This is a genomic window from Coprococcus sp. AF16-5, from assembly GCF_003479365.1.
Taxonomy (GTDB): domain Bacteria; phylum Bacillota; class Clostridia; order Lachnospirales; family Lachnospiraceae; genus Coprococcus; species Coprococcus aceti.
Genome location: NZ_QUGZ01000002.1, coordinates 107,308 through 129,193, shown reverse-complemented (window position 1 = coordinate 129,193; position 21,886 = coordinate 107,308). Strand labels below are relative to the sequence as shown.

Genomic DNA, 21,886 nt, shown 5'->3' with positions numbered 1-21,886 from the left:
GGTGGTCAAGATGATCGTATTAAATAAAGGTTCGGTGCATTTGGATGGGGCAACAATCATGCTGATCGCCGAAATGATGACAGCTATAAGAGGCGTACGAGCCATCGTGGAAGAAGACTTTGGAACAGATACGGCGAAGCAGATTATAGACAAGGCTGTAGAGACCGCAAAGTTAAATAGCAGCAGTATTGATATGTTAGACCTGGGGACAGAGTTAATGAGTATAATAGCGGAGGTAGAAAATAATGGCAGTAAATAACAGTTTAGTAGCAAAAAGTAAAGCACAGCAGAATCTGGGAATTACAGAGTATCTTACAAAAGATGCAATCAAGAATCAGATCAACAAGGTGGTTGGTGGAAAGAATGGACAGAGGTTTATATCTGCTATCGTATCAGCATATAATACCAACCCTACACTTCAGGAGTGCACGAATCAGTCGATTCTTTCAGCTGCACTTCTCGGCGAGAGCTTACAGCTTTCACCATCCCCACAGCTCGGACACTATTACATGGTCCCATTCAACAATACAAAGACTGGCGTTAAGGAAGCTCAGTTCCAGATGGGATATAAGGGATATATCCAGCTTGCGATCCGTTCTGGTCAGTATAAGAGACTGAATGTTGTTGCTATCAAGGAGGGAGAGCTTGAATATTTCGATCCACTCAACGAGGACATCAAGGTTAATCTCATGGTAGATGATTGGGACAAGCGTGAAGAGGCTGAGACCATCGGCTACTATGCAATGTTTGAGCTCGTGAATGGATTCAGAAAGACGATGTACTGGAGCAAGGCTCAGATGCTTGCTCATGCAGACAAGTATTCACAGGCATTTTATAAGGATGCTGGAAAGATCAAGACAAAGTACGGAGAGAAGCAGAGAGTATCATATGCTGACTATGAAGCCGGTAACTATGATCCTCGTGATTCCTGGATGTATTCATCGTTCTGGTATAAGAATTTTGATGGCATGGCTTACAAGACAATGCTCCGACAGCTGATCAGCAAGTGGGGAGTAATGAGCATAGAACTCCAGAAGGCATTTGAGGGCGACATGGCAACCTTGGACGCTGAGGGACATCCTACATACGTTGAGAATGACAATGATGAGTATGTGGAAGCCACAGCAACAGAGATGAATGAACCAGAAGCACAGGCTCCACAGGCAGAGCCACAGGATACTCAGAATAATGCTCAGAATACACAGAACAGTGTTCAGGATCCACAGCCGACACCGACAGAGAATCCACAGACAGAGCCACAGCAGATGAACGCTGCAGAAGCGGCACTGTTCGGAAGTTTCAAGTAGAGTTCATGACATGCGTTAATACATCACACAGTAACGCAGAGGTTTAAGCATATATCCCTGTCACTCATTTGGGTGACAGGGAGAAAGGAGTAACAATGGCTTGGAACAGATCACGAGCTAAATACGGCAACAGGAAGGTTGTTGTAGACGGCATCACATTTGACAGCAAGAAAGAAGCTCAGAGATATACAGAGCTGAAATTGCTTGAGAAAGCTGGCAAGATAACAGGCTTGCAGCTTCAGAGAGAATTTGAGCTTATACCAGCTCAGAGAGAACACACAAATGAGATATATGAAAAAGGACCCAACAAGGGCAGATTCAAGCCAGGGAAGCTCTTGGAGTGTAAGTGCTCATACATAGCGGACTTCGTTTACTGGGATGGATTTGAAATGGTTGTGGAAGATACAAAGGGCATGAGAACAAAGGAATACATCATAAAGCGCAAGTTGATGCTTTATAAGTATGGAATAAGGATCAAGGAGGTGTGACATGGGTGGCAGAAGCAAAATGGATAAAGCTGGCAACAGATATATTCACAGATGACAAGATTATGCTTATATCTGCTCTTCCCAAGGGAGATTCAATAATCCTCATATGGATTAAACTGTTGTGCCTTGCGGGGCGCATGAATAATAGCGGTGTATTTGCTCAGGGCGGTGTGGCATATACCGCTGATATGCTTGCTACATTGTTTGGCCAGAAGCCAGCCATGGTAAAACAGGCCATAGATATATTTGCAATGTACGGCATGATTGAGATTGTGGATGGAGTGATCACAATTCCAAAATGGGGTAAGTACCAGACGCTTGATCAGCTTGATAATAAAAAGGCTTACATGAAGGATTACATGAGAGATTACAGGGAAAAACAGAAGAGGTTAACAGGTGATGTTAATAATAAGTCTGATGTAAATGGTTGTAAAACTAACTGTAAAACTAACAGTAAAGCTAATGTTAGCCGTACAGATATAGAAATAGATATAGAGAAAGAGAGTAAAAAGAAAAATACAAAAGAAAAAGGCGGGGAGACAGCACCAAAGTCTGAACCAGTGTACAGCGATGATCCAGAGCTTAATGATGCCATAGTAGAGTTCATCAAGTTTCGTAAGGACATCAAGAAGCCTATGAGTGACAGGGCCATAACGCTGATGATGAACGAGCTTGAGTCGCTATCACACGATAAGCATGAACAGGTACAGATTCTCAATCAGTCGATAATGCAGGGATGGACAGGCCTATATGCGCTTAAGGATGACGGTAAGAGCCGAGGACAGCCACGGAACGTGAATCCAAATGGATTTGCAAACTTCAAACAGACAGATCATTCTGAGCAGCTTGGACAGCTTGAGAAGATGCTGGCTGATGAGCTGAATAATAAATAACACACGAAAGGAGCCGAACCTCCGGCCGGGGTAATGCTATAGCGGGTTTCTGAGAAGTGAATGACATACAGAGAGTTTTTAGAGAGCAAGATAGAGCTTGCTACTGACAGCGGCTTTGAGGTCGATAAGAGCCGCATAAATAAAGCCCTAAAGCCACATCAGAGTGATGCGGTGGCATGGGCGCTGAAGGGTGGACGTAGAGCCTTGTTTGAGTCGTTTGGGCTTGGCAAGACTGCACAGGAAATAGAGTTTTGCCACCTTGCAGCAGAACATACCGGTGGTAGAGCGTTGATTGTATTACCGCTTGGAGTTAAGCAGGAGTTCACAAGGGATGCTGTAGAGCTTCTGGGCTATGAGAAACCTGAATATTGCCGAACCATGGAAGAGGTTGAGGCAAGCACAAGTCAGATCGTTCTGACGAACTATGAGAGAGTGAGAGACGGAGATATAGATCCATCGTATTTTGCGGCAACCTCACTTGATGAAGCATCCGTGCTTAGATCATTTGGATCTAAGACATACCAGACGTTCCTTGACAAGTTCAAAAATGTACCTTACAAGCTCGTAGCGACCGCTACACCATCACCGAACAAGTACAAGGAGCTTATACACTATGCTGGATATCTTGAAGTCATGGACACAGGACAGGCACTTACAAGATTTTTCCAGAGGGATTCAACAAAGGCAAATAACCTGACACTGTACCCGAACATGGAAGATGAGTTTTGGTTGTGGGTGAGTAGCTGGGCGCTCTTTATCACAAAACCATCGGATCTCAATCCAGATTACTCCGATGATGGATACGTTCTACCTCCATTGGATGTGAGGTGGCACGAAATACCGATACACTACGGAGATTCAGTTGACAGGGACGGCCAGATGGAGCTTTTCACGCAGGCAAGCACAGGACTTAAAGAGGCAGCCAAGATCAAGCGTGAGAGCATAGATGCCAGAGTCGAGAAGATGAAGGAGATAGTTGATAGCTCTCCGGAGGATCATTTCATTCTGTGGCACGATCAGGAAGCAGAGAGACACGCTATTAAGAAAGCTCTGCCGGAGACAGTGGACATATACGGATCCATGGACTACGACCTTAGGGAGCAGAGAGTCATAGACTTCAGCAATGGCAAGACAAGGCTATTTGCCACCAAGAAGTCAATCAGTGGTTCAGGATGTAACTTCCAGCGATTCTGCCACCGGGAGATATTTGCTGGTATTGATTATGAGTTCAATGACTTCATACAGGCTGTGCACAGGTGTTACAGGTTCCTGCAGCATGACACAGTAGTTATAGACATCATCTACATGGAGAATGAGCGGGAGATCAAGGACGCACTGATCGAGAAGTGGAAGAATCATAATCACATGGTCAAGAAGATGATTGAGATCGTGAAGAAGTATGGCCTTGATTCAGCAAACAAAACGGAGAGATTAGAGAGGAAGATGGGTGTGGAAGGTACAAGAGAAGAGAGAACGGTAAGAGGTAAGCATTATGAGGCTGTGTATGGCGACTGTGTGGAAGAGACAAGGGCAATGGAGAGCAACAGCGTTGACTTGATACACACATCAATACCATTTGGCAATCACTACGAGTACAGCGCAAATTATAACGACTTTGGACACAATCAGGATACAGAGCGGTTCTTTGAACAGATGGACTACCTGACGCCGGAGCTTCTGAGGGTGCTGAAGCCGGGAAGAGTGGCAGCCATCCACGTTAAGGATAGAGTGCTGTTTGGAAATGCCACTGGCACAGGAATGCCGACTATTGAGCCATTCCATGCTGACTGCATAGAACACTATATGCGCCACGGATTCCAGTATTTCGGCATGATCACTGTGGTTACTGATGTGGTAAGGGAGAACAACCAGACATACCGCCTTGGATGGTCTGAACAGTGCAAGGATGGTTCCAAGATGGGGGTGGGATGCCCTGAGTACATTCTGCTGTTCCGTAAGTTGCCAACTGACAGGTCAACAGCTTATGCCGATGAACCGATAACGAAAACCAAAGATGAATACACGAGGGCACAGTGGCAGATAGATGCCCACGGATATTGGCGAAGTTCAGGAGACAGGCTGATAAGCAAAGAGGAGCTTGAGGGTGTATCTGTGGATAACTTACAGAGAGTGTACAGGCAGTACAGCAGAGAGCACATATACAACTATGAGGAGCATGTGGCACTTGCAAAGTACCTGGATACAGATGGCAGGCTTCCAGCTACATTCATGGTGGTTGCTCCGGGATCCTGGAATCAGCTTGAGGTATGGGATGACATAAACCGGATGAGGACGCTCAACACGACGCAAAGCAGACGAAGGGCAACGATGCACGTGTGCCCGCTGCAGCTTGATATTGTTGAGAGGATTATCAACAGGTACAGCAATCCGGGCGATGTGGTATATGATCCGTTTGGCGGCCTTATGACAGTACCAATGATGGCGGTCAAGATGCACAGATTTGGCAAGGGATGTGAGCTCAATCCGGATTACTTCAGAGATGGTGTTGGATATTTACAGGCAGAGGAGAATGAGGTTGATTCACCGACATTGTTTGATTTCTTAGAGGTGCAGCCATGATAAACGGAGAACTTATTGTTGATAACTTTGCCGGAGGTGGTGGAGCATCAACAGGGATTGAGATGGCTACAGGCTACAGCGTTGATATTGCTATCAACCATGACCCGGAAGCCATAAGGATGCATAAGGTCAACCATCCAAACACAAAGCACTATTGTGAGAATGTGTGGGCGGTTGATCCTGTGAAAGCTTGTGAGGGACATCCGGTAGCTCTTGCCTGGTTCTCTCCGGACTGCAAGCATTTCAGCAAGGCCAAGGGTGGGAAACCAAAGGATAAGAACATCAGAGGGCTTGCATGGGTAGCATGCAGATGGGCGGCACTTGTGAGACCGAGAGTGATTATGCTTGAGAATGTCGAAGAGTTCAAGACATGGGGCCCGCTCAACAGAGGACATCATCCAATCAAGGCAAAACAAGGAGATACATTCAGGCAATTTGTAAAGCAGCTCAATGAGCTGGGATATGAGGTACAGTTCAGAGAGCTTGTGGCGGCAGACTACGGAGCACCGACTAAAAGAAAAAGGTTCTTCATGATCGCAAGGTGTGATGGTGTACCTATCATGTGGCCAAAGCCTACACACGCGCCAGCGGACAGCAAAGAGGTCAAGGAGGGACTGCTCAAGCCTTATGTTGGGGCATATACACAGCTTGATTTCAGCCTGCCATGTCCGAGCATCTTTGATACATCAGAGGAGATCAAGGAGAAGTACGGCATTCGGGCGGTGAGGCCACTTGCGCCAAAGACTATGCAGAGGATTGCAAGAGGGCTGAAGAAGTTCGTTCTGGATAATCCAGAGCCGTTCATTGTACCCATTGGATATGGAGAACGAAAAGGACAATCGCCGAGAGTTCACGACATAAAGAAGCCGTTACCAACCATTGTGAGTAGTGGGAAGCATTATTTGTGTGAACCGAGACTTGCTCCGGTTATAGATAAAACGTATGGCGGGAATTACCAAGGAGGTGGAAGTAAAGCCGAAGACCCAATTGATACGATAACGACAGTAGATCATAACCGGCTGGTTGCAGCGACTCTTATCCAATACCATTCTGAGACCAATTCAGGAGGGGTGCGAGGTCAAGGCATAGAGAATCCAATTATGACAGTGGACAGTTCAAACAGATATGGCCTTGTGACTTCGTTCCTCAGCAAGTTTTACAAGACAGGGATAGGACAGGATGAGAGAGAACCGCTGCATACAGTGACAACATCAGCCGGACATTTTGGAGAGGTCAGAGCATTCTTGATTAAATACTACGGAGAGGGTACAGGGCAGGATATAGAACAGCCACTTGACACAGTGACATCAAGAGACCGGTTCGGTCTTGTAACAATCCAAGGTGTTGAGTATCAGATAGTGGACATTGGTCTCAGAATGCTTGAGCCAAAGGAGTTATATGGGTGCCAAGGGTTTCCGGATGATTACATCATAGATCATGACAACACAGGTAAGACATATTCAAGAAGTGAACAGGTTAAGAGATGTGGAAATGCAGTCTGTCCACCTATACCGGCGGCGATGGTAAGGGCGAATCTTCCTGAACTTTGCGTAAGGAAGAGGGTGCCAAACATGAGGATAGGCGAAGAAGAGAATGGACAGTTATGTTTTGTATAGAGGAGGCTTTTAATATGGCGAAATTTTGGAAAACGAAACGACATGAAGATACGACCGAAAAACGTCAGCTACTTAAAGATGATATAGATTTTTTGGTCAACCTTCAGAGAGAGATGAATACACAAGATCATTTATGTCAGGCTGACCCACGCTATTGGGTAATACGCGACTATAAAAGAATATATGGAGATGAATTGAATAATCCAGATGGTGTTTGTTTGTATGACGAAAATGCGTGTGAGGTCATATATGAAGGAGAAATGTACTGTTTAAGAAGAGACGAAGAGCAAAAAAGTATGATTATCCAGAGCTTGAAGGATGCAGGTAAGTGGACAGAAGAGTTAAAAGATGCCATGGATGATGCATATAGCATTGAAGATCTTGAAGATGCGCTTTATGAATTGGATATCAGCATGAGCTACTATGAAGAATATCCGGTGGATTCTGGTATTTTCTTCACACATGAGGCTGCTGTGCAACATTTGAAGTCAAATGATTATCATTATGGCGCAAAAGCACACACATATGCTGAGACTGCATGGAGATCACGGGAAGAGAGATTGTGGAACATACTGCAAACAGTTGACTGGTCAAAAATACAAATTAAAGCCGAGTAAAAAGGAGAACACATGACAGATTTTAAATTAGAAGCTACATTCAACACCATCTGCCGACCGGGGCGGGTGGTGAAGATCCTCACAAAGAACGGAAAAGAGGAGAATGTCCCGGTGAGAGTTTGGAAGTGCTGGACAATCATCAAGGTATATGAGCACCATGTGCTGATGCAACACAGACATAAGAGAGATGATCAGGAAGGGGGAAATACGATGGAGATAGTACCAGAGAGAGCAGGAGGCTGCGAAAACTGCAAATACAGAGCCATGGACGAGACACAGGAACCATGCGCACACTGTACTAAGAACGCTGTGGACAACTATGAACCGATGACAAACGGCGACTACATCCGGTCGCTCAGTGATACAGAGTTGGCACAGATTATCATGTGCCCGAATGAGGCCGGATTTGATGGCTGTAGATGCACAGGGCATTGTCATGAATGCACACTCAGATGGATTGAAGCAGAAAGGAAGGTTGAGGAGTGATGGCACAGATTTCAGACGAGATCAAACAGGATCCGAACTGGGCAAGGGCAGTTGCAATCTCAAAACAGTATGCTGTAAGCACATACCCGGCTACGTGGGTGCTTAAATTCATAAACGAGTGGAATGCGGCCGTGGCAAGGCTGAGAAGATAGGAGTGTGGGAATATGGAAGAGAGAGAAGCAATAGCCAAATTAAAGGAAACAACAGATTATAGATATTCACATTATGCCTATGTGAATGATACCGGAAAGGCATTTGATATGGCGATAAAGGCACTTGAGAAACAAGGACTAGAGAAACGTAAGTCAGAGAAATCAATGAGAATTGAGACAAAAAAACTTATTGAGGAGCATCCAACAGTCTACGATGTGGACAAGGCTGTTTCAGAGCTGCAGGACAAGTCATTTGAAAGGTACGGCAATCAGGGCATGGGCGGAGAGCTGGTGGTTAATTTTGATGATGCTGTGGAGATCGTGAAGAGAGGTGGAGTGGATGAAAGATAGATGTCTATTCAAGGCGAAAATTTGTAATGGAGAGTGGGTTACAGGATTTTTGCATTGCAAAAATGATAAATGGTATATCAGCAATAAAGCAGGTTCGCCATTTGCATTTGAAGTGCGACCAGATACTATCTGTCAGTGCACAGGCTTGAAAGATAAGAACGGCAAACTGATTTGGGAGAATGATATTGTAGAGTTCCAATTTGACAATGAGGATTGTCCATTCCCAAATAAAGACACAAAAAAGCGAAAAGGAAAGGTATTCTTTTCGGATTATCGAGCGAGTTTTTCTATTGCAATGGGGAGACGTGGAAGTAAAAGCTTAAACAACGACGATTTGTTTAAATATATACAGTGTGGGAACAGAGTGAAAGTTATCGGCAACATTTTTGATGATCCAGAATTGATAAAGGAGATTTGAGCAAATGGTTAAAAGAAAACTGTATAAATGGATGTTCAAAAAGATATACTTTAGAATTTGCAATATCGAACAGGGATTTTTCATGGCAGGATACATGGACAGATCAAACGACTGTATCAGATTGGAGAATCTGCTGAATAAATACAAAGAATATATTATTTACTAGAGAGGTGATACATAATGGCATATGCAGGCAAATGCGATAGATGCGGCGGGTTCTACGACCTGCCGTTTGAACACGGAGCGGCGATAAGGGCAAGGATAGTTGATGTGTTCGATGATGTGACAGGATCAAGAGATTTATGCCCGGACTGCATGAAGAAGCTCCGAAGCTTTCTTGACGGGGCAGAGCTCAATGATCCGGGAGTGATAGAGAATAAAGGACAGATAGGATTCAGAATGAAGATGGATCCAGACAACCATTTGATGAACAGATTCATGCGGAAGGAGTGAGAGGATGGCAAAATCAGATAGAAAGCTACACGAAGCAAGAATGGCGGGTGCTGCATGGCTGATGAATGTCATCAAGACACAGGGCATGGAAGCAGCAGAGAAAGAACTCAGGACCAGGGGAGCCATATTTGTTCCGCTTGAGGTCAACCAGAAGCAGCTTGATGAAGCTGTGTATAAAATCAAACTGAATACAATAGATTGTATTTTGATAATGAGTTGCATGGTACTTCGGGATGAGTTTGATTTTGGACAGAAGAGGCTTGAGAGATTCTGCGAAAGATTTAATTTAAAGACTGATGCGCTGTGTGATGAAGAAATTATCTGGGATGATCTGATACAGACACTAAAGGAAGAAACAGGCTTGGATTTCACCATCCGGGAGAACAAGTAGGAGGTGAGGCGGTGAAAGCAAAAGAGTATTTGAAACAGGTGAAGCTTCTGGATGTTAAGATCAGACAGAGAAAGATAGAGCTTGCAGGACTCAAGGAAGATGCAACTTGCACCGGTGCATTTGATTATTCATCAGAAAAGGTACAGACAAGCGCTAAGGCTGATTCTATGAGCAAAAAGGTGGCAAAGTATGTTGACCTTGAGAAGGAGATTCATGAGGACATAGAGCGGTTCACGGAGCTCAAGCATAAGGTCATAGGACAGATACATATGCTGGACGAACCGAAGTACATCAATGTATTGTTCATGAAATATATTGAATATAAGGACCTGAAGGAGATTGCCAAAGAACTTGATTATTCATATGGCAGGATAAAACATATACATGGTTTTGCACTTGAGGCATTTAGAATTAAGGTCTTGGAAAACTCAGCACCAAATAGCACCATTTAGCACCATTTAGCACCACATAGCACCTAGCAAACGTGGTATACTAGTATGGTAAAATTATATTGATTCATAAGGGACATGACTGTTTGCCATTTCGGTCGTGTCCCTTTTCTTATGCCCAGTGGTTGCACCTCCCCTTGTGAAAAGTGAACGCTGATCTCTCCCCACTGGGCTATTTTGTTTGAGGTGTGAGATATGAGTAAGATTAAAAGGTTTGAGGTCGTGAGACCTGAATATAGTTTTGAATACATACATCCGATACTTGGCAGGCTGGCTTTACCAATAGCCATGATAAAGGTGATGGTTAAGTGCACTAAGATATACAAATTTCAGCCAACTATAAATTGGGGTGGAGAGGTAAAGAATGTATGTAAACCGCTGTACAAGATTGTGATCCCGAAGAGGGTGAGAAAGTAGCAGAAAGAAGGTGTGACATTATGGCAAAACTGACAGCTAAACAGCAGAGATTCTGTGATGAATATTTGATTGACCTTAATGCCACACAGGCAGCTATAAGGGCAGGGTATTCACCGAAAACAGCCGCACAAGCAGCAGCAAGGTTGTTAACAAATGTTAAGGTGCAGGAATATATAGCAAAACGCATGGCAGAAAAAGAAAAAGCGTTGATTGCCGATCAAGATGAGGTGTTAAAGTATCTCACAGCAACCATGAGACGAGAAAAGAAAGAATGCATTGTTGTAACGACCAGTGAAGAACGTTCGATGTATGCTCCAGATGATAACGGCACAATGAGAAAACAGACAGTCAAGAAAGAGACACCACAGATCGTGGAGATACCAGCAAGGCTGTCGGATGCCAATAAGGCAGCGGAGCTCCTTGGTAAAGCATATGGCTTATATACTGAGAAGGTAGAGGCTGATGTAGATATGGACCTCAACATCAATATCGACTACGGCGATGATGACGATACCGGCGGTGGTGGTGCTGATTGAATATTGACGTAAAAGCAAATCCGGGATTCAAGAAAGTAGATCGGAGCAAAAAACGATATATCGTGATGAAAGGCTCTGCCGGATCTGGGAAGAGTGTTGACACAGCGCAGAACTACATCCTGCGGCTGATGAAGGATAAGGGCAGGAACCTTGTATGTGTCCGTAAATCAGATATCACGAACAGAGACAGCACCTATGCAGAGCTTACAGGTGCCGTGTATCGGATGTTTGGAGATAAGGCGGAGCGATATTGGAAGATGACCACATCGCCGCTCTCGCTTGAATGCCGAGCGAATGGCAACCGCATTATATTCCGTGGGATGAATGATGATAAGCAACGAGAGAAGCTTAAGTCAATCACATTCCAGAAGGGAAAGCTCACAGATGTGTGGTGCGAGGAAGCAACAGAGCTGACACAGGCAGATGTGGAAATTATAGATGATAGATTGCGTGGAGAGCTACCACCAGGGCAGTTTTACCAGATAAGAATGACCTTCAATCCAGTAAATAAGAATCACTGGATAAAGAAGGTCTTTTTTGATAGATACGATCCCGATGTACTGACGCATCACAGTACATACCTGGGGAATCGTTTCATCGATGCGGCATATCACCGCCGTATGGAGCGTAGAAAGGAAGTAGATCCGGAAGGTTACAAGATATATGGCTTGGGTGAATGGGGTGAGATAGGCGGCCTCATCCTGCACAACTGGGAAGTTGCTGAGGTATCTCAGAACCTTAATGACTATGACGATATAGCAATAGGACAAGACTTTGGATTCAACCATGCCAATGCCATCCTCCTTCTGGGTATCAAGGATGATGATATATACATCCTAGATGAGATATATGTGCATGAGAAAGAGACGGCGGAGATTATTCCACTGGCGATTCAACATGCTATACCAACGAATAAGACAATGTGGTGTGATTCCGCAGAACCAGACAGGATCAAAACATGGAAGGGTGCTGGTTATCGTGCAAAGGGCGTTGACAAGGGCGGTTCTGCTGGATCTGTCAAGGCTCAGATAGACTGGCTCAAAGGTGTGGTCGATAAGAATCACATTATACGACGAAGAATATATGTTGCTCCTCATTGCGTGAATACTATCAAGGAGCTACAACAGTGGAAATGGAAAAAAGATGAAAAGACAGGCGAATATCTTGATGAGCCTGTACCGGTGATGGACGATGCAATGGCAGCTCTTAGGTACGGCATTGAGGGATGGCGTAAGCCTCGTTCATGGCTGTTTTAAATTGACATGAAGGAGATGGAAGAATGCTAACCCCTGACGAGATAAAAAAATTGATAGACAGTGACCGCACATCAGAAAAGAAGCAGTTCGCCCGGACAGGCGAAAGATACTATGACGGCGATCATGACATAGAGAAGTATAGATTGTTCTATTACAATGCGGACGGCGAACTGGTAGAGGACAAGACTAGAAGCAATGTGAAGATACCGCATCCGTTCTTCACAGAGCTGGTTGACCAATGCACTCAGTATATCTTATCAGGGGATGGCATTGTAAAGTCCAACGACACTGAACTGCAGAAGCACATGGACAAGTATTTCAACAACAATGATGAGTTCATGTCTGAGCTTTCTGACGCTATCACGGATATGCAGGTCAAAGGCTTTGCGTATATGTACGCATACAAGAACGCCAAAGATATGATGTCATTTGCCAATGCTGACAGTATCGGAGTTATTGAGGTAAGAGCTAAGGACACAGATGATGGCTGTGCATACACGATTTACCACTATACGGACAGGATAGACAAAGGGCACAAGACTATTGAGAGAATACAGGTCTGGGATGATAAGCAAACATATTATTATGTTCAGGTTAATAATGGGGCGGTGGTGTTAGACGATACTGAACCAATCAACCCAAAGCCTCATGTACTTTATACAAAGAGTAATGGAGATAAGGCCACCTACTTTGATGGATTTGGCTATATTCCATTCTTCCGGCTGGATAACAACAAGAAGCAGTTCTCAAGCCTTAAGCCTGTAAAGCCACTCATAGATGACTATGACCTGATGGCCTCAAGCCTGTCAAACAACCTCATAGACTTTGATTCCCCACTATATGCTATCAAAGGCTTTCAGGGAGACAACCTGAATGAGCTTCAGACAAACCTCAAAACAAAGAAGATCATAGGTATAGGTGAGGATGGTGACGTAGATGTCAAGACTGTTGACGTCCCATACCAGGCAAGGCAAGCTAAGCTGGAGCTTGATGAAAAGAATATATACAGGTTTGGCATGGGGCTGAATACCGCCGGACTCAAGGACACATCAGCAACTACGAATATAGCCATTAAGGCGGCCTACTCATTGCTTGACCTTAAGGCAAAAAAGATAGAGAAAGCTCTTAGAAAGTTCTTGAGGAGGATAGTAGAGATTGTCATTGACGAGATCAACAAGGCTGAGAACAAGGCATATAAGGCCGAGGATGTTTATTTTGAGTTCGCTCATGAGATTATGAGCAATGCACAGGAAAATGCACAAATAGAACTTACAGAGGCTCAGGTAAGGCAGACAGAGATCAATACAATACTTAATGTTGCAAGCATACTTAATGATGAGACTATTATCAAAGCTATCTGTGATTGGCTTGATATTGATTATGAGGAGATCAAGGACAAGCTGCCTAAGAATGAGGAGGAGAACACGGAAGAGGCTCAGAAGGTGCTTGATAACATCAATACAGATGTCGAGAACGGAGGTGGAGCAGATGGAAAATAAAAGATACAAGATAGATTTAGATACAAGAGCGGTGAAGATGCCGGCTGGCGAGGTCATCGGTGTATATCATGACAAAGATGTAAACCGGCTGACATTTGAAGTGCCGGCAACGTATAAGGGCATAGATCTCACTGAATATCAGATATCAATCAACTATGTGAATGAAGAAGAGCAGAAAGATGTGTATTTTATAGAGAATTATACACTCTCTGATGATGCAAGCATTATAACCTTTGATTGGCTTGTTGGTGCTACTGCATGTACAGTGCCGGGCAATGTCGGCTTCACTGTATGCTTCAAGAAGCTTGATAGTGAGGGTAACATCATCAACGAGATCAACACCAAGCTCACAAGAATGAAGGTTCTTGAGGGCTGTGAAGCAGTTGAGAGTGAGATTGAAGAGCGGTATATGACAGATCTTGCAGGACAGCTTTACAAGGAACTTGATGAAGTAAAAAAACATGGCAGTGATGTCAAAGGAAGGCTTGCGGCGGTCATCACTGAGAAGGGAGTGCCGACCGCAAGCAATGAATCTTTTGATGATATGATTGCTAATGCGAAAAAAATTAGTACAGGAGCGTATGGGATGATTATTAATACATCTTTATATACAAAACCATATGGGTATGTATGCGGCATATATGGATTATTGCCAACAGAAACGGAGGTTAGTTGATGGGATATACTGTACAAAGAATAAGACTGGGAAAAAAAGAGGCGGATTCAACGTTTTACAATGCGGACGTAAATGACGCAAAAATGCAGGAGATTGCGGCAGCCCTTGGCATGAAACTAAATATTGTAGAGTCTAACACTACGTGGATATTATACATGGGAGATGATGAGCACAACACAACAGGTTTTAAGTTTAGTCTTTCTGGAGCTAATCTGATTATGACAACTGTGATTCAGGGGGCTACTCCGTCCACATCTACATATTGTTATTCGTATAACATGAGTTTGACTAGATCAGCCAATAGTGGTGCGGCTAATGCATTTTTGCATTTTGTATCATGCAAAGAAGGAGTGGTATTCGGAATTGGAATATTCAGTGAGGGATCTAACATTACTGATCTATTACATATCGTATTGCCTGCAAAAGATCTAAAAACAAATGAAGATAGAATAGCTTATATGTCATTCACTTCTGCTAGGTACATCATTTATTCTGATGTGGATGAGGCATCTCATTATGCTCAGGCATGGAGTCAAGATAGCAACATACATGACGTGGTAAGTCTTGCTCAATATGTGTATCCTGCAGGGTATCTCGCTATTCCATCAGCATACTATATATTAGCTGGGCCAGATGTTGCATCAGGTGTTTCTGGTGAAAGTTTTATTATAAATGACCAAGAGTATTTCATTCCAGGCAATACAAGTTCAATTTGGAGAATAGCAATAGAGCTACCAAAATCAGAAGAGAGTTAACATATGAATAAAGCGCAAAAGCAAGTAACTAAAGCTCAACTGAATAGAGAAAAGCAGGCAATCAAAGAACTCAAACAGGTATATCAGCGGGCATTGAGAGATTGTGAGCAGAAGATAAGAGAGCTTTCAGAACGAACTGATATGGAGAATCTGCAGAGCATCATCTATCAGAAACAGTATCAGGAGGCTTTGGAAGTGCAGCTTGAGGGTGTTCTGAGTAACCTGCAGTCTAACTCATATGCAACTGTGTCTGACTACCTGACGAAGTGCTATAGAGACGGATACACAGGTGTCATGTATGACCTGCAAAAGACAGGCATCCCAATCATCATGCCGATAGATCAGGCGGCAGTTGTGAGAGCTATTCAGACGGACAGCAAGCTCAGTAAGTCGCTCTACGACAAAATGGGCGAGGATGTGACATACCTCAAGAAAGCGGTCAGAGCAGAGGTATCAAGAGGCATTGCAAATGGCTCAACGTGGAATGAGGTGGCTGGTAAGCTCTCAAGACACATGGCAAATACTCCATTTCAGAGGGCTTATAACAACTCTATCCGCATTGCGAGGACTGAAGGGCATCGTATACAGGTACAGTCAGCGCTGGACGCTATGTATATTGCAAAAAGCAAAGGGGCAGATGTATTGAAACAGTGGGATGCCACTCTTGACGGAGCAACGAGAGAACATCATCAGATGCTTGATGGACAGATCCGGGAAGTCGATGAGCCCTTTGAGGTTGGTGGTCGTAAGATTAAGGCTCCTGGAATGTTTGGAGATCCGGCGGAAGACTGTAACTGTCGTTGCTGTCTCTTACAGCGTGCCAGATGGGCGCTGGATGATGAAGAACTTGAGACACTGAGGGAGCGAGCGGAATACTTCGGGTTGGATAAGACAAAGGATTTTGAAGAGTACCAGACGAAGTATTTTAAGGTGTCGTGTGAGATTGAGCATGAAAAAGAACAAAGTAAACCAAAATATATTTATAAAGATACAGTTATTCATAAAAAAATAATAGAATCTCCGGATTACAGAAGAAAATTCAATCAAATATCAGATAGTGATAGGGTTAATAGAATCGCATGGCAGCGATCAAAAGAAATGTTAACTCATCGTTCGGGAACAAGATACGAGGATATTGCATTTGTTGACTATATGACTGGAAAATCTAAAATAAATAAGGAATATCATGAGGAAAGTACAGCAAAGCCAAATAAGGCAATGATGGAAATGTTAGCCAACAGCAGGCCAAATACAATCATAGCAATCCATAATCACCCGGGAAGTGGCGTGCCAAGCTTGGCAGATTTAATGGTTTGCCAAAAACGTGCTTATAAATTTGGACTAGTCGCATGCCACGACGGGAAGATATATAAATATTCAGTGGATAAAGAGAAATTTAATGCGCCAATAGCGTCATCTGCACTTGCTCAATTAGAGATAAAGGGGTATAATGACGATGTAAGAAGCATATTTGAAGATGCTGGAGTAAAAATGGAGGTGCTGTGATGGATAAAGAGATAGAATATCAGAGAATATGCGATAAACTCGGCTTTATTCCATCGGAATTTAAAACACCTGATTTTGAAACAGAGGATGATTCTTGGGTTAACCCTTTTTCAGCTTTGACAGTTGAAGAAAACGTTTTTTTGTATGAGAATGGATATTTAAAATAAATAATTAAAACATAATATTTAGCTAATTCAGACCATGATAAAAACATGGTCTTTTTTTATGCCCAAAATCGGCTTAAGGCAATAAAACTGTGACCGACAAAGAATAAACTCCGGCAAGAGTGATAACTGCCATGTGTGGCTACGATTAAAGCCAAGAAAGGATGGAAACGATGGAATTAAAGGAACTGTTAGGAGATGACTTGTATAAGCAGGTGCAGGCAAAGATTGACGAGAAGAACGGCGCTGAGACAGATAAGCTCAAGCATGTAAGATACACAGATCTGTCCGAGGGCAAGTACGTCAGCAAGGAGAAGTATGATTCAGAACTTGAGAAGCTCAACGGACTGATCACCGGCAAAGACACGGAGATTGGCAATGCAAATAAGCTCATAGAGGAGCTTAAGAAGGCCTCTAAGGGTGATGAGGGCATGCAGCAGAAGATATCAACTTACGAGACTGAGAATGCAAGACTCCAGAAAGAGCTTGAGGAGACTAAGGTCAACTCAGCTATCAAGGTGGCTCTGCTTGAGGCTCATGCGGTTGATACTGATTATATGACCTATAAGATCAAGACAGCCCTCAAGGAGAAGAATGAGGAGCTTAAGCTTGATGATGAAGGCCACATAAAGGGATGGGATAACATGCTCACAGACTTAAAGACACAGTTCCCGGCTCAGTTCACAGCTTCATCCGGCTCAGATGATGGCGAGAGGCACATCATTGAGAATAGACTGCCAGATCCTACAAATAAAGATACAGGACTGACGAGAGAAGACATATTGAAGAAATCATATGCAGAGCGTGCTAAGATTGCCCAGGAAACACCTGAGCTATATGAAGCTGCTATGCATGGAACAAAGTAAGGTAGAAAGGAAAAGGTGAAAGAATATGGCAATTACAAAGGTAAGTGACATCATTAACCCAGAAGTAATGGGGGATATGATTGATGCAAAGGTAGAGGCACAGGCCAAGCTTTTAAAGTATGCCCATGTTGATACATCCCTTGAGGGTGTACCAGGAGATACAAAGACAGTTCCATCATGGAAGTATATCGGCGATGCTGAGGATTTTGATCCGGAATCAGGGGATGAAATTGAGGCATCTAAGCTCACAGCAACAAAGAAGACATTCACTATTAAGTGTGCAGCTAAGAGCGTATCAATATATCAGACAGCAATCAATAGTGGTTTAGGAAACCCTGTTGGACAGGCTGAGACTCAGCTTTCAAAGTCTATTGTAGGCAAGTTGGATAATGATCTGCTTGATGCTGCATACACATCAGAGAATGTATATACACCAGATACTCTTGCAGTAATCGGATATGATGGCATTGTTGATGCTAACACAAAGTTCGAGGATGAAGAGGATGGAATAGAGAAGGTTATGTTCATAAACCCTAAACAGGAGGGAACGCTTCTCAAGGATGACAACTTTAAGTCAGCGGACAAGTTTGATAAGAGCGTTATTGTGACAGGCTCTATAGGTAAGATTGGTTCATGCTGGGTTAAGAAGTCAAAGAAGATCAAGCTTATGACTTACGAGAAAGACACAGAGAAGGGAACTATTACTATAGTGGCTGATTCAACTGCTGAGTCAGACACAAACAAGCATCTTAGTACAGTTCAGCCAACATGCAAAGATGAGCTTGTAATCGGTGATAAGGTTAAGAGTCTTGCAGCTGGTTCACAGTATTATCTCTGCCCTATTATCAAGCTTCAGCCTGATTCAGATGAGACCGAGTTTACAGAAGAGGAAGCTCCTGCTCTTACAATTTTCCTCAAGAAAGATGTTCAGGTTGATCACGAATGGTTACCGAAGAAGCAGAGACATGATATCACAGCATCTAAGTATTATGGTGCTGCACTCACCAACGCTTCAAAGGTTGTACTTGCTAAGTTTAAGAAGTAAGGCGGTGGTCATATGATCATGACTGTCGAAGAGTTGAAAAAGTATGTAGACACCGAGGAGAAAGATTCAGTGCTTGAGGCTAAGCTTCAGGCACTGGAGCTGTTGATCCGGAAGTACACAAACAATAACTTTCAGGACAGGAACAGGCGGTTTGTGGCTCCTGTGGACGCTGTGACAGGCTTTCAGTATGCATCTGAGCTGTTCAAGGTTGGCGACACTATACAGGTGTCAGAGTCACGTTACAACGATGGCTTGTACACCATCAAAGCTGTGGATATGGACAATGGACATATAGAGGTGAATGAGGAGCTTGTAAGCGAACCGGTCGCCATGGTGACAAAGATAGTATATCCGATGGATATCAAGCTGGGAGTTGCCAACATGCTTTCATGGGACCTGAACAACAGGGATAAGGTTGGTGTGCAGTCTGAGACTATCAGTAGGCACTCTGTGACCTATTTCAATATGGATGGCGACAATTCCCTCATGGGATATCCAAAGTCGCTTCTTGGCTTCTTAAAACCGTACATGAAAGCGAGGTTTTGAGATGCGAGGAATAGGCGGAAATGCAGTTGCAGATATACAGGTTAAAAGCATAACCAGAAATGAGATAGGCGAACAGGAAGTCACATGGATATCTGAAGATACCTTGACCGGATGGCTTGACCTCTCAGGCGGTGACAGTAAGTACACAACATACAATGCCAAGGTGCAGGAATCCACGCATATGTTCGTGGCTGATTATAAACAGCTCAGTGACATGATCAAGGCTGAGAACAGCCGTATGGTGGTTAATGGCCAGGTATATGACATCATGCTGATAGATGATCCGATGGGGATGCATGAGCAGCTTGAGATATATCTGAAGTATACAGGAGGGCAGTAATGGGAAATGTGGAGTTCACAGACAACAGAATAAAGGTTGAGGCAGCTCTGAATGATGCTATTGTTGCATTCCTGTATGAAGTTGCTGTAGAGGTTGAGGCTCAGACAAAGATAGCACAGACAAGAGTTGATACAGGTCACACCAAAGGCGAATGGACTCACTATGTCGATGAAGATAAGGGTGAGGCTGTAATTGGAAATCCTAGGGAGAATGCTATCTGGGAAGAATACGGCACAGGCGAATATGCTTTGAAAAAGAATGGCCGTAAAGGCGGATGGTGGGCTCCTGTGGGACCTGATGGAATGAGCTTGAAACAAGCCAGTAAGTTCAGTAAGGTAAAAAAGGATAAGGCAGGAAATATAGTAGCTGTTTTTACCTATGGTAAGAAGCCACTCAGACCTTTACAGAAAGCCTTTGACAAGACCAAGAGCAAGATTATCAAGCGACTTGGTTCTATTCTCAATCAGACATTCAGTGAGTAAGGCGGTGATGGCATGACAGGCGAGACATTATCATATATCAACAGTGTACTCAAAGATGAGCTTGAGATTCCATATGCATTCATGGAGTGGCAGGATGATCCACCAAAGGCATACTTTGTTGGTGATTACTCCGAGGGTGATACTCCTGAAGAGGATGGGTGTCAGGAAATAACATTCATCATAGATGGATTCACACGAGGCTCGTGGTTCAGCCTGGAGAAGTACAAGCAGAAGATAGAACAGAATATTGAACGAACGGCAATCCTTGCAAGTGGTGCGGGGGTTGCCGTTTCTTATGGGAATGCGTCACCAGTGCCAACAGGGGATGCAGACCTCAAACATATACAGATCAATTTAACAATCAAGGAATATAAGAATGGAAGGTGATTATAACATGGCAGATACATTAACTTTTGAAGAGTTTAAGTCATCCGGTATCACAGACAAGACACCGAAGAACATTGTGTTTGGTGCTGGAACTATTCACAAAGGCTTGAAGTATGACGCATCAAAGAAGGCTTGGAACTTTGCAGAGTCTCTGATTGGTGCAACATCCGGCGGCACAAAGCTGTCAATCAAACCTGAGCTCAAGGATATAGAGGTTGATGGTGAGCTTGTTAAAGTTAAGGAGTTAACAGTTAAGACAGGCGAGACAGCACAGATGGATACAAACATGGTGGAGCTGTCGCCTGAGACGATCAAGATGGCTATTATCGGACAGAATGGCACATCAACAGCGGAAGGATACGATGTGATCGAATCCAAGGCAAGAATTGAAAAGGATGATTACATTGAGAACTTCGGATACATTGGAAGATTCTTAGATGGTCGTCCTGTTATCGTGATCTTTGACAATGCGCTCTGTACATCAGGCCTTGAGATAGAGGGCAAGAACAAGGAGAACGGCACATTTGCGCTGACAATGGAGTGCTATGCGGATCTGTCACCAGCAGCTGATACACTGCCATACCACATCTATTTGCCTACCGGCACGACAACGGAGCAGGTTCAGCAGTCTATAGATTCCAGTACAGAAGTAACAGACTAATTGACATAGAAAAGGAGAGATAATCATGGGAACAACCGAGATAAAAGAGAACAAAGATATAGAAGCAGTAGAGAATGCCGAAGTAGTTGAAGATACTGAGGCAGTAGAGGATGTGCAGGAGATCAAGCCATATACACTTAGAAATCCCAAAGCAACAGATATCGCTTCATTCTTGAAGCTGTTCAGCAAGCTGGGGGTAAAGGACTTCAAAGATTCATTCAGCGGCAATGGGTTCAAAGAGCTCATTGCGAAGGAACGTGAGAAACTTGCTGGTGATGAGGATGATGAGGACACATCGAAGTTCCTTGAGAATGTGGGTGTTGGCCTTGCGTTTGAGCTTGTAGATGTGATACTGGCTAAGCTGTCAGACTGTCAGCATGAGGTATTTGTCTGCCTGTCACACCTGTCAGGAATGACAGTGGATGAGGTAGCAGATCTTGACCTCTCTGTATTCACACAGATGTTATATGATGCGGTCACACTTCCGGGCTTTGCGGATTTTATCAAGGTTGTTTCAAGATTGTTCGAGAAGAAACAGTAGGCTATCTC

General features: G+C 43.8%; 31 protein-coding genes. All 31 read left to right on the top strand.

The genetic code is table 11. The features are described from left to right. The first annotated feature begins 10 nt into the window (after nt 1–10). Nucleotides 11–259, top strand: coding sequence for a hypothetical protein (locus DWW70_RS05550; protein ID WP_118649429.1), 249 nt, complete (start codon nt 11–13; stop codon nt 257–259). Further along, nucleotides 246–1,307: a recombinase RecT gene (locus DWW70_RS05545; protein ID WP_118649428.1), complete on the top strand. Its 1,062-nt coding sequence runs from the start codon at nt 246–248 to the stop codon at nt 1,305–1,307. Before DWW70_RS05550 ends, DWW70_RS05545 begins: the two co-directional genes overlap by 14 nt. Nucleotides 1,308–1,402: 95 nt before the next feature. Then, complete coding sequence (locus tag DWW70_RS05540) at nt 1,403–1,795, top strand: DUF1064 domain-containing protein (protein ID WP_118649427.1); 393 nt, start codon at nt 1,403–1,405, stop codon at nt 1,793–1,795. Between the two features lie 5 nt (nt 1,796–1,800). Further along, nucleotides 1,801–2,688: a phage replisome organizer N-terminal domain-containing protein gene (locus tag DWW70_RS05535; RefSeq protein ID WP_118649426.1), complete on the top strand. Its 888-nt coding sequence runs from the start codon at nt 1,801–1,803 to the stop codon at nt 2,686–2,688. A gap of 60 nt (nt 2,689–2,748) precedes the next feature. Then, the gene (locus DWW70_RS05530; RefSeq protein WP_118649425.1) at nt 2,749–5,268 is read left to right on the top strand and encodes a DNA methyltransferase; all 2,520 of its coding nucleotides are present in this window, start codon (nt 2,749–2,751) and stop codon (nt 5,266–5,268) included. Next, on the top strand, nt 5,265–6,884 hold the full coding sequence (locus DWW70_RS05525) for a DNA cytosine methyltransferase (protein ID WP_118649424.1): 1,620 nt from the start codon (nt 5,265–5,267) through the stop codon (nt 6,882–6,884). The genes DWW70_RS05530 and DWW70_RS05525 overlap by 4 nt, the downstream gene beginning before the upstream one ends. 14 nt (nt 6,885–6,898) lie before the next feature. Further along, nucleotides 6,899–7,501 carry a hypothetical protein gene (locus DWW70_RS05520; RefSeq protein ID WP_118649423.1) on the top strand — a complete coding sequence of 201 codons (603 nt, stop codon included), beginning with the start codon at nt 6,899–6,901 and terminating at the stop codon, nt 7,499–7,501. A gap of 12 nt (nt 7,502–7,513) precedes the next feature. After that, complete coding sequence (locus DWW70_RS05515) at nt 7,514–7,987, top strand: hypothetical protein (protein ID WP_118649422.1); 474 nt, start codon at nt 7,514–7,516, stop codon at nt 7,985–7,987. After that, nucleotides 7,987–8,139, top strand: a complete 153-nt coding sequence (locus DWW70_RS14830) for a hypothetical protein (RefSeq protein ID WP_158576517.1) — start codon at nt 7,987–7,989, stop codon at nt 8,137–8,139. The genes DWW70_RS05515 and DWW70_RS14830 overlap by 1 nt, the downstream gene beginning before the upstream one ends. A 12-nt stretch (nt 8,140–8,151) precedes the next feature. Then, nucleotides 8,152–8,490: a hypothetical protein gene (locus DWW70_RS05510; RefSeq protein ID WP_118649421.1), complete on the top strand. Its 339-nt coding sequence runs from the start codon at nt 8,152–8,154 to the stop codon at nt 8,488–8,490. Continuing rightward, the gene (locus DWW70_RS05505) at nt 8,480–8,908 is read left to right on the top strand and encodes a YopX family protein (protein WP_118649420.1); all 429 of its coding nucleotides are present in this window, start codon (nt 8,480–8,482) and stop codon (nt 8,906–8,908) included. Before DWW70_RS05510 ends, DWW70_RS05505 begins: the two co-directional genes overlap by 11 nt. Before the next feature lie 4 nt (nt 8,909–8,912). After that, complete coding sequence (locus DWW70_RS14825; protein WP_022217084.1) at nt 8,913–9,074, top strand: hypothetical protein; 162 nt, start codon at nt 8,913–8,915, stop codon at nt 9,072–9,074. Nucleotides 9,075–9,088: 14 nt separating this feature from the next. Next, on the top strand, nt 9,089–9,361 hold the full coding sequence (locus DWW70_RS05500; RefSeq protein WP_118649419.1) for a hypothetical protein: 273 nt from the start codon (nt 9,089–9,091) through the stop codon (nt 9,359–9,361). A gap of 4 nt (nt 9,362–9,365) precedes the next feature. Further along, entirely contained in the window at nt 9,366–9,752 is a 387-nt protein-coding gene (locus DWW70_RS05495) for a hypothetical protein (protein ID WP_118649418.1), read from the top strand. 11 nt (nt 9,753–9,763) lie between these two features. After that, nucleotides 9,764–10,204, top strand: a complete 441-nt coding sequence (locus DWW70_RS05490) for a hypothetical protein (RefSeq protein WP_118649417.1) — start codon at nt 9,764–9,766, stop codon at nt 10,202–10,204. Between the two features lie 192 nt (nt 10,205–10,396). Then, on the top strand, nt 10,397–10,618 hold the full coding sequence (locus DWW70_RS05485) for a hypothetical protein (RefSeq protein WP_118649416.1): 222 nt from the start codon (nt 10,397–10,399) through the stop codon (nt 10,616–10,618). Between the two features lie 20 nt (nt 10,619–10,638). After that, nucleotides 10,639–11,154, top strand: coding sequence for a terminase small subunit (locus tag DWW70_RS05480; RefSeq protein ID WP_118649415.1), 516 nt, complete (start codon nt 10,639–10,641; stop codon nt 11,152–11,154). Next, on the top strand, nt 11,151–12,410 hold the full coding sequence (locus DWW70_RS05475) for a PBSX family phage terminase large subunit (RefSeq protein WP_118649414.1): 1,260 nt from the start codon (nt 11,151–11,153) through the stop codon (nt 12,408–12,410). The genes DWW70_RS05480 and DWW70_RS05475 overlap by 4 nt, the downstream gene beginning before the upstream one ends. Before the next feature lie 23 nt (nt 12,411–12,433). Further along, the gene (locus tag DWW70_RS05470) at nt 12,434–13,909 is read left to right on the top strand and encodes a phage portal protein (RefSeq protein WP_118649413.1); all 1,476 of its coding nucleotides are present in this window, start codon (nt 12,434–12,436) and stop codon (nt 13,907–13,909) included. Continuing rightward, nucleotides 13,899–14,585 (top strand): hypothetical protein, encoded by a 687-nt coding sequence (locus DWW70_RS05465; protein ID WP_118649412.1) that lies wholly within the window; start codon nt 13,899–13,901, stop codon nt 14,583–14,585. Before DWW70_RS05470 ends, DWW70_RS05465 begins: the two co-directional genes overlap by 11 nt. After that, a complete protein-coding gene (locus DWW70_RS05460; protein ID WP_118649411.1) occupies nt 14,585–15,340 on the top strand; it encodes a hypothetical protein in 756 nt (251 codons plus the stop codon). Before DWW70_RS05465 ends, DWW70_RS05460 begins: the two co-directional genes overlap by 1 nt. 3 nt (nt 15,341–15,343) lie before the next feature. Further along, nucleotides 15,344–16,846: a phage minor head protein gene (locus tag DWW70_RS05455; RefSeq protein ID WP_118649410.1), complete on the top strand. Its 1,503-nt coding sequence runs from the start codon at nt 15,344–15,346 to the stop codon at nt 16,844–16,846. Next, nucleotides 16,846–17,013, top strand: coding sequence for a hypothetical protein (locus DWW70_RS14820; RefSeq protein ID WP_158576516.1), 168 nt, complete (start codon nt 16,846–16,848; stop codon nt 17,011–17,013). The genes DWW70_RS05455 and DWW70_RS14820 overlap by 1 nt, the downstream gene beginning before the upstream one ends. 170 nt (nt 17,014–17,183) lie before the next feature. Beyond that, the gene (locus tag DWW70_RS05450; RefSeq protein ID WP_158576515.1) at nt 17,184–17,876 is read left to right on the top strand and encodes a phage scaffolding protein; all 693 of its coding nucleotides are present in this window, start codon (nt 17,184–17,186) and stop codon (nt 17,874–17,876) included. Between the two features lie 25 nt (nt 17,877–17,901). Beyond that, on the top strand, nt 17,902–18,921 hold the full coding sequence (locus DWW70_RS05445; RefSeq protein WP_118649408.1) for a N4-gp56 family major capsid protein: 1,020 nt from the start codon (nt 17,902–17,904) through the stop codon (nt 18,919–18,921). A gap of 12 nt (nt 18,922–18,933) precedes the next feature. Beyond that, on the top strand, nt 18,934–19,467 hold the full coding sequence (locus DWW70_RS05440; protein ID WP_118649407.1) for a hypothetical protein: 534 nt from the start codon (nt 18,934–18,936) through the stop codon (nt 19,465–19,467). Between the two features lies 1 nt (nt 19,468). After that, nucleotides 19,469–19,807: a phage head completion protein gene (locus DWW70_RS05435; protein ID WP_118649406.1), complete on the top strand. Its 339-nt coding sequence runs from the start codon at nt 19,469–19,471 to the stop codon at nt 19,805–19,807. Further along, nucleotides 19,807–20,289: a hypothetical protein gene (locus DWW70_RS05430; protein WP_118649405.1), complete on the top strand. Its 483-nt coding sequence runs from the start codon at nt 19,807–19,809 to the stop codon at nt 20,287–20,289. Before DWW70_RS05435 ends, DWW70_RS05430 begins: the two co-directional genes overlap by 1 nt. 12 nt (nt 20,290–20,301) lie before the next feature. Further along, a complete protein-coding gene (locus DWW70_RS05425) occupies nt 20,302–20,676 on the top strand; it encodes a hypothetical protein (protein ID WP_118649404.1) in 375 nt (124 codons plus the stop codon). Between the two features lie 7 nt (nt 20,677–20,683). Then, a complete protein-coding gene (locus DWW70_RS05420) occupies nt 20,684–21,337 on the top strand; it encodes a hypothetical protein (protein WP_133302890.1) in 654 nt (217 codons plus the stop codon). 25 nt (nt 21,338–21,362) lie between these two features. Continuing rightward, nucleotides 21,363–21,878 (top strand): hypothetical protein, encoded by a 516-nt coding sequence (locus DWW70_RS05415; RefSeq protein WP_118649402.1) that lies wholly within the window; start codon nt 21,363–21,365, stop codon nt 21,876–21,878. The last annotated feature ends 8 nt before the right edge of the window (nt 21,879–21,886 follow it).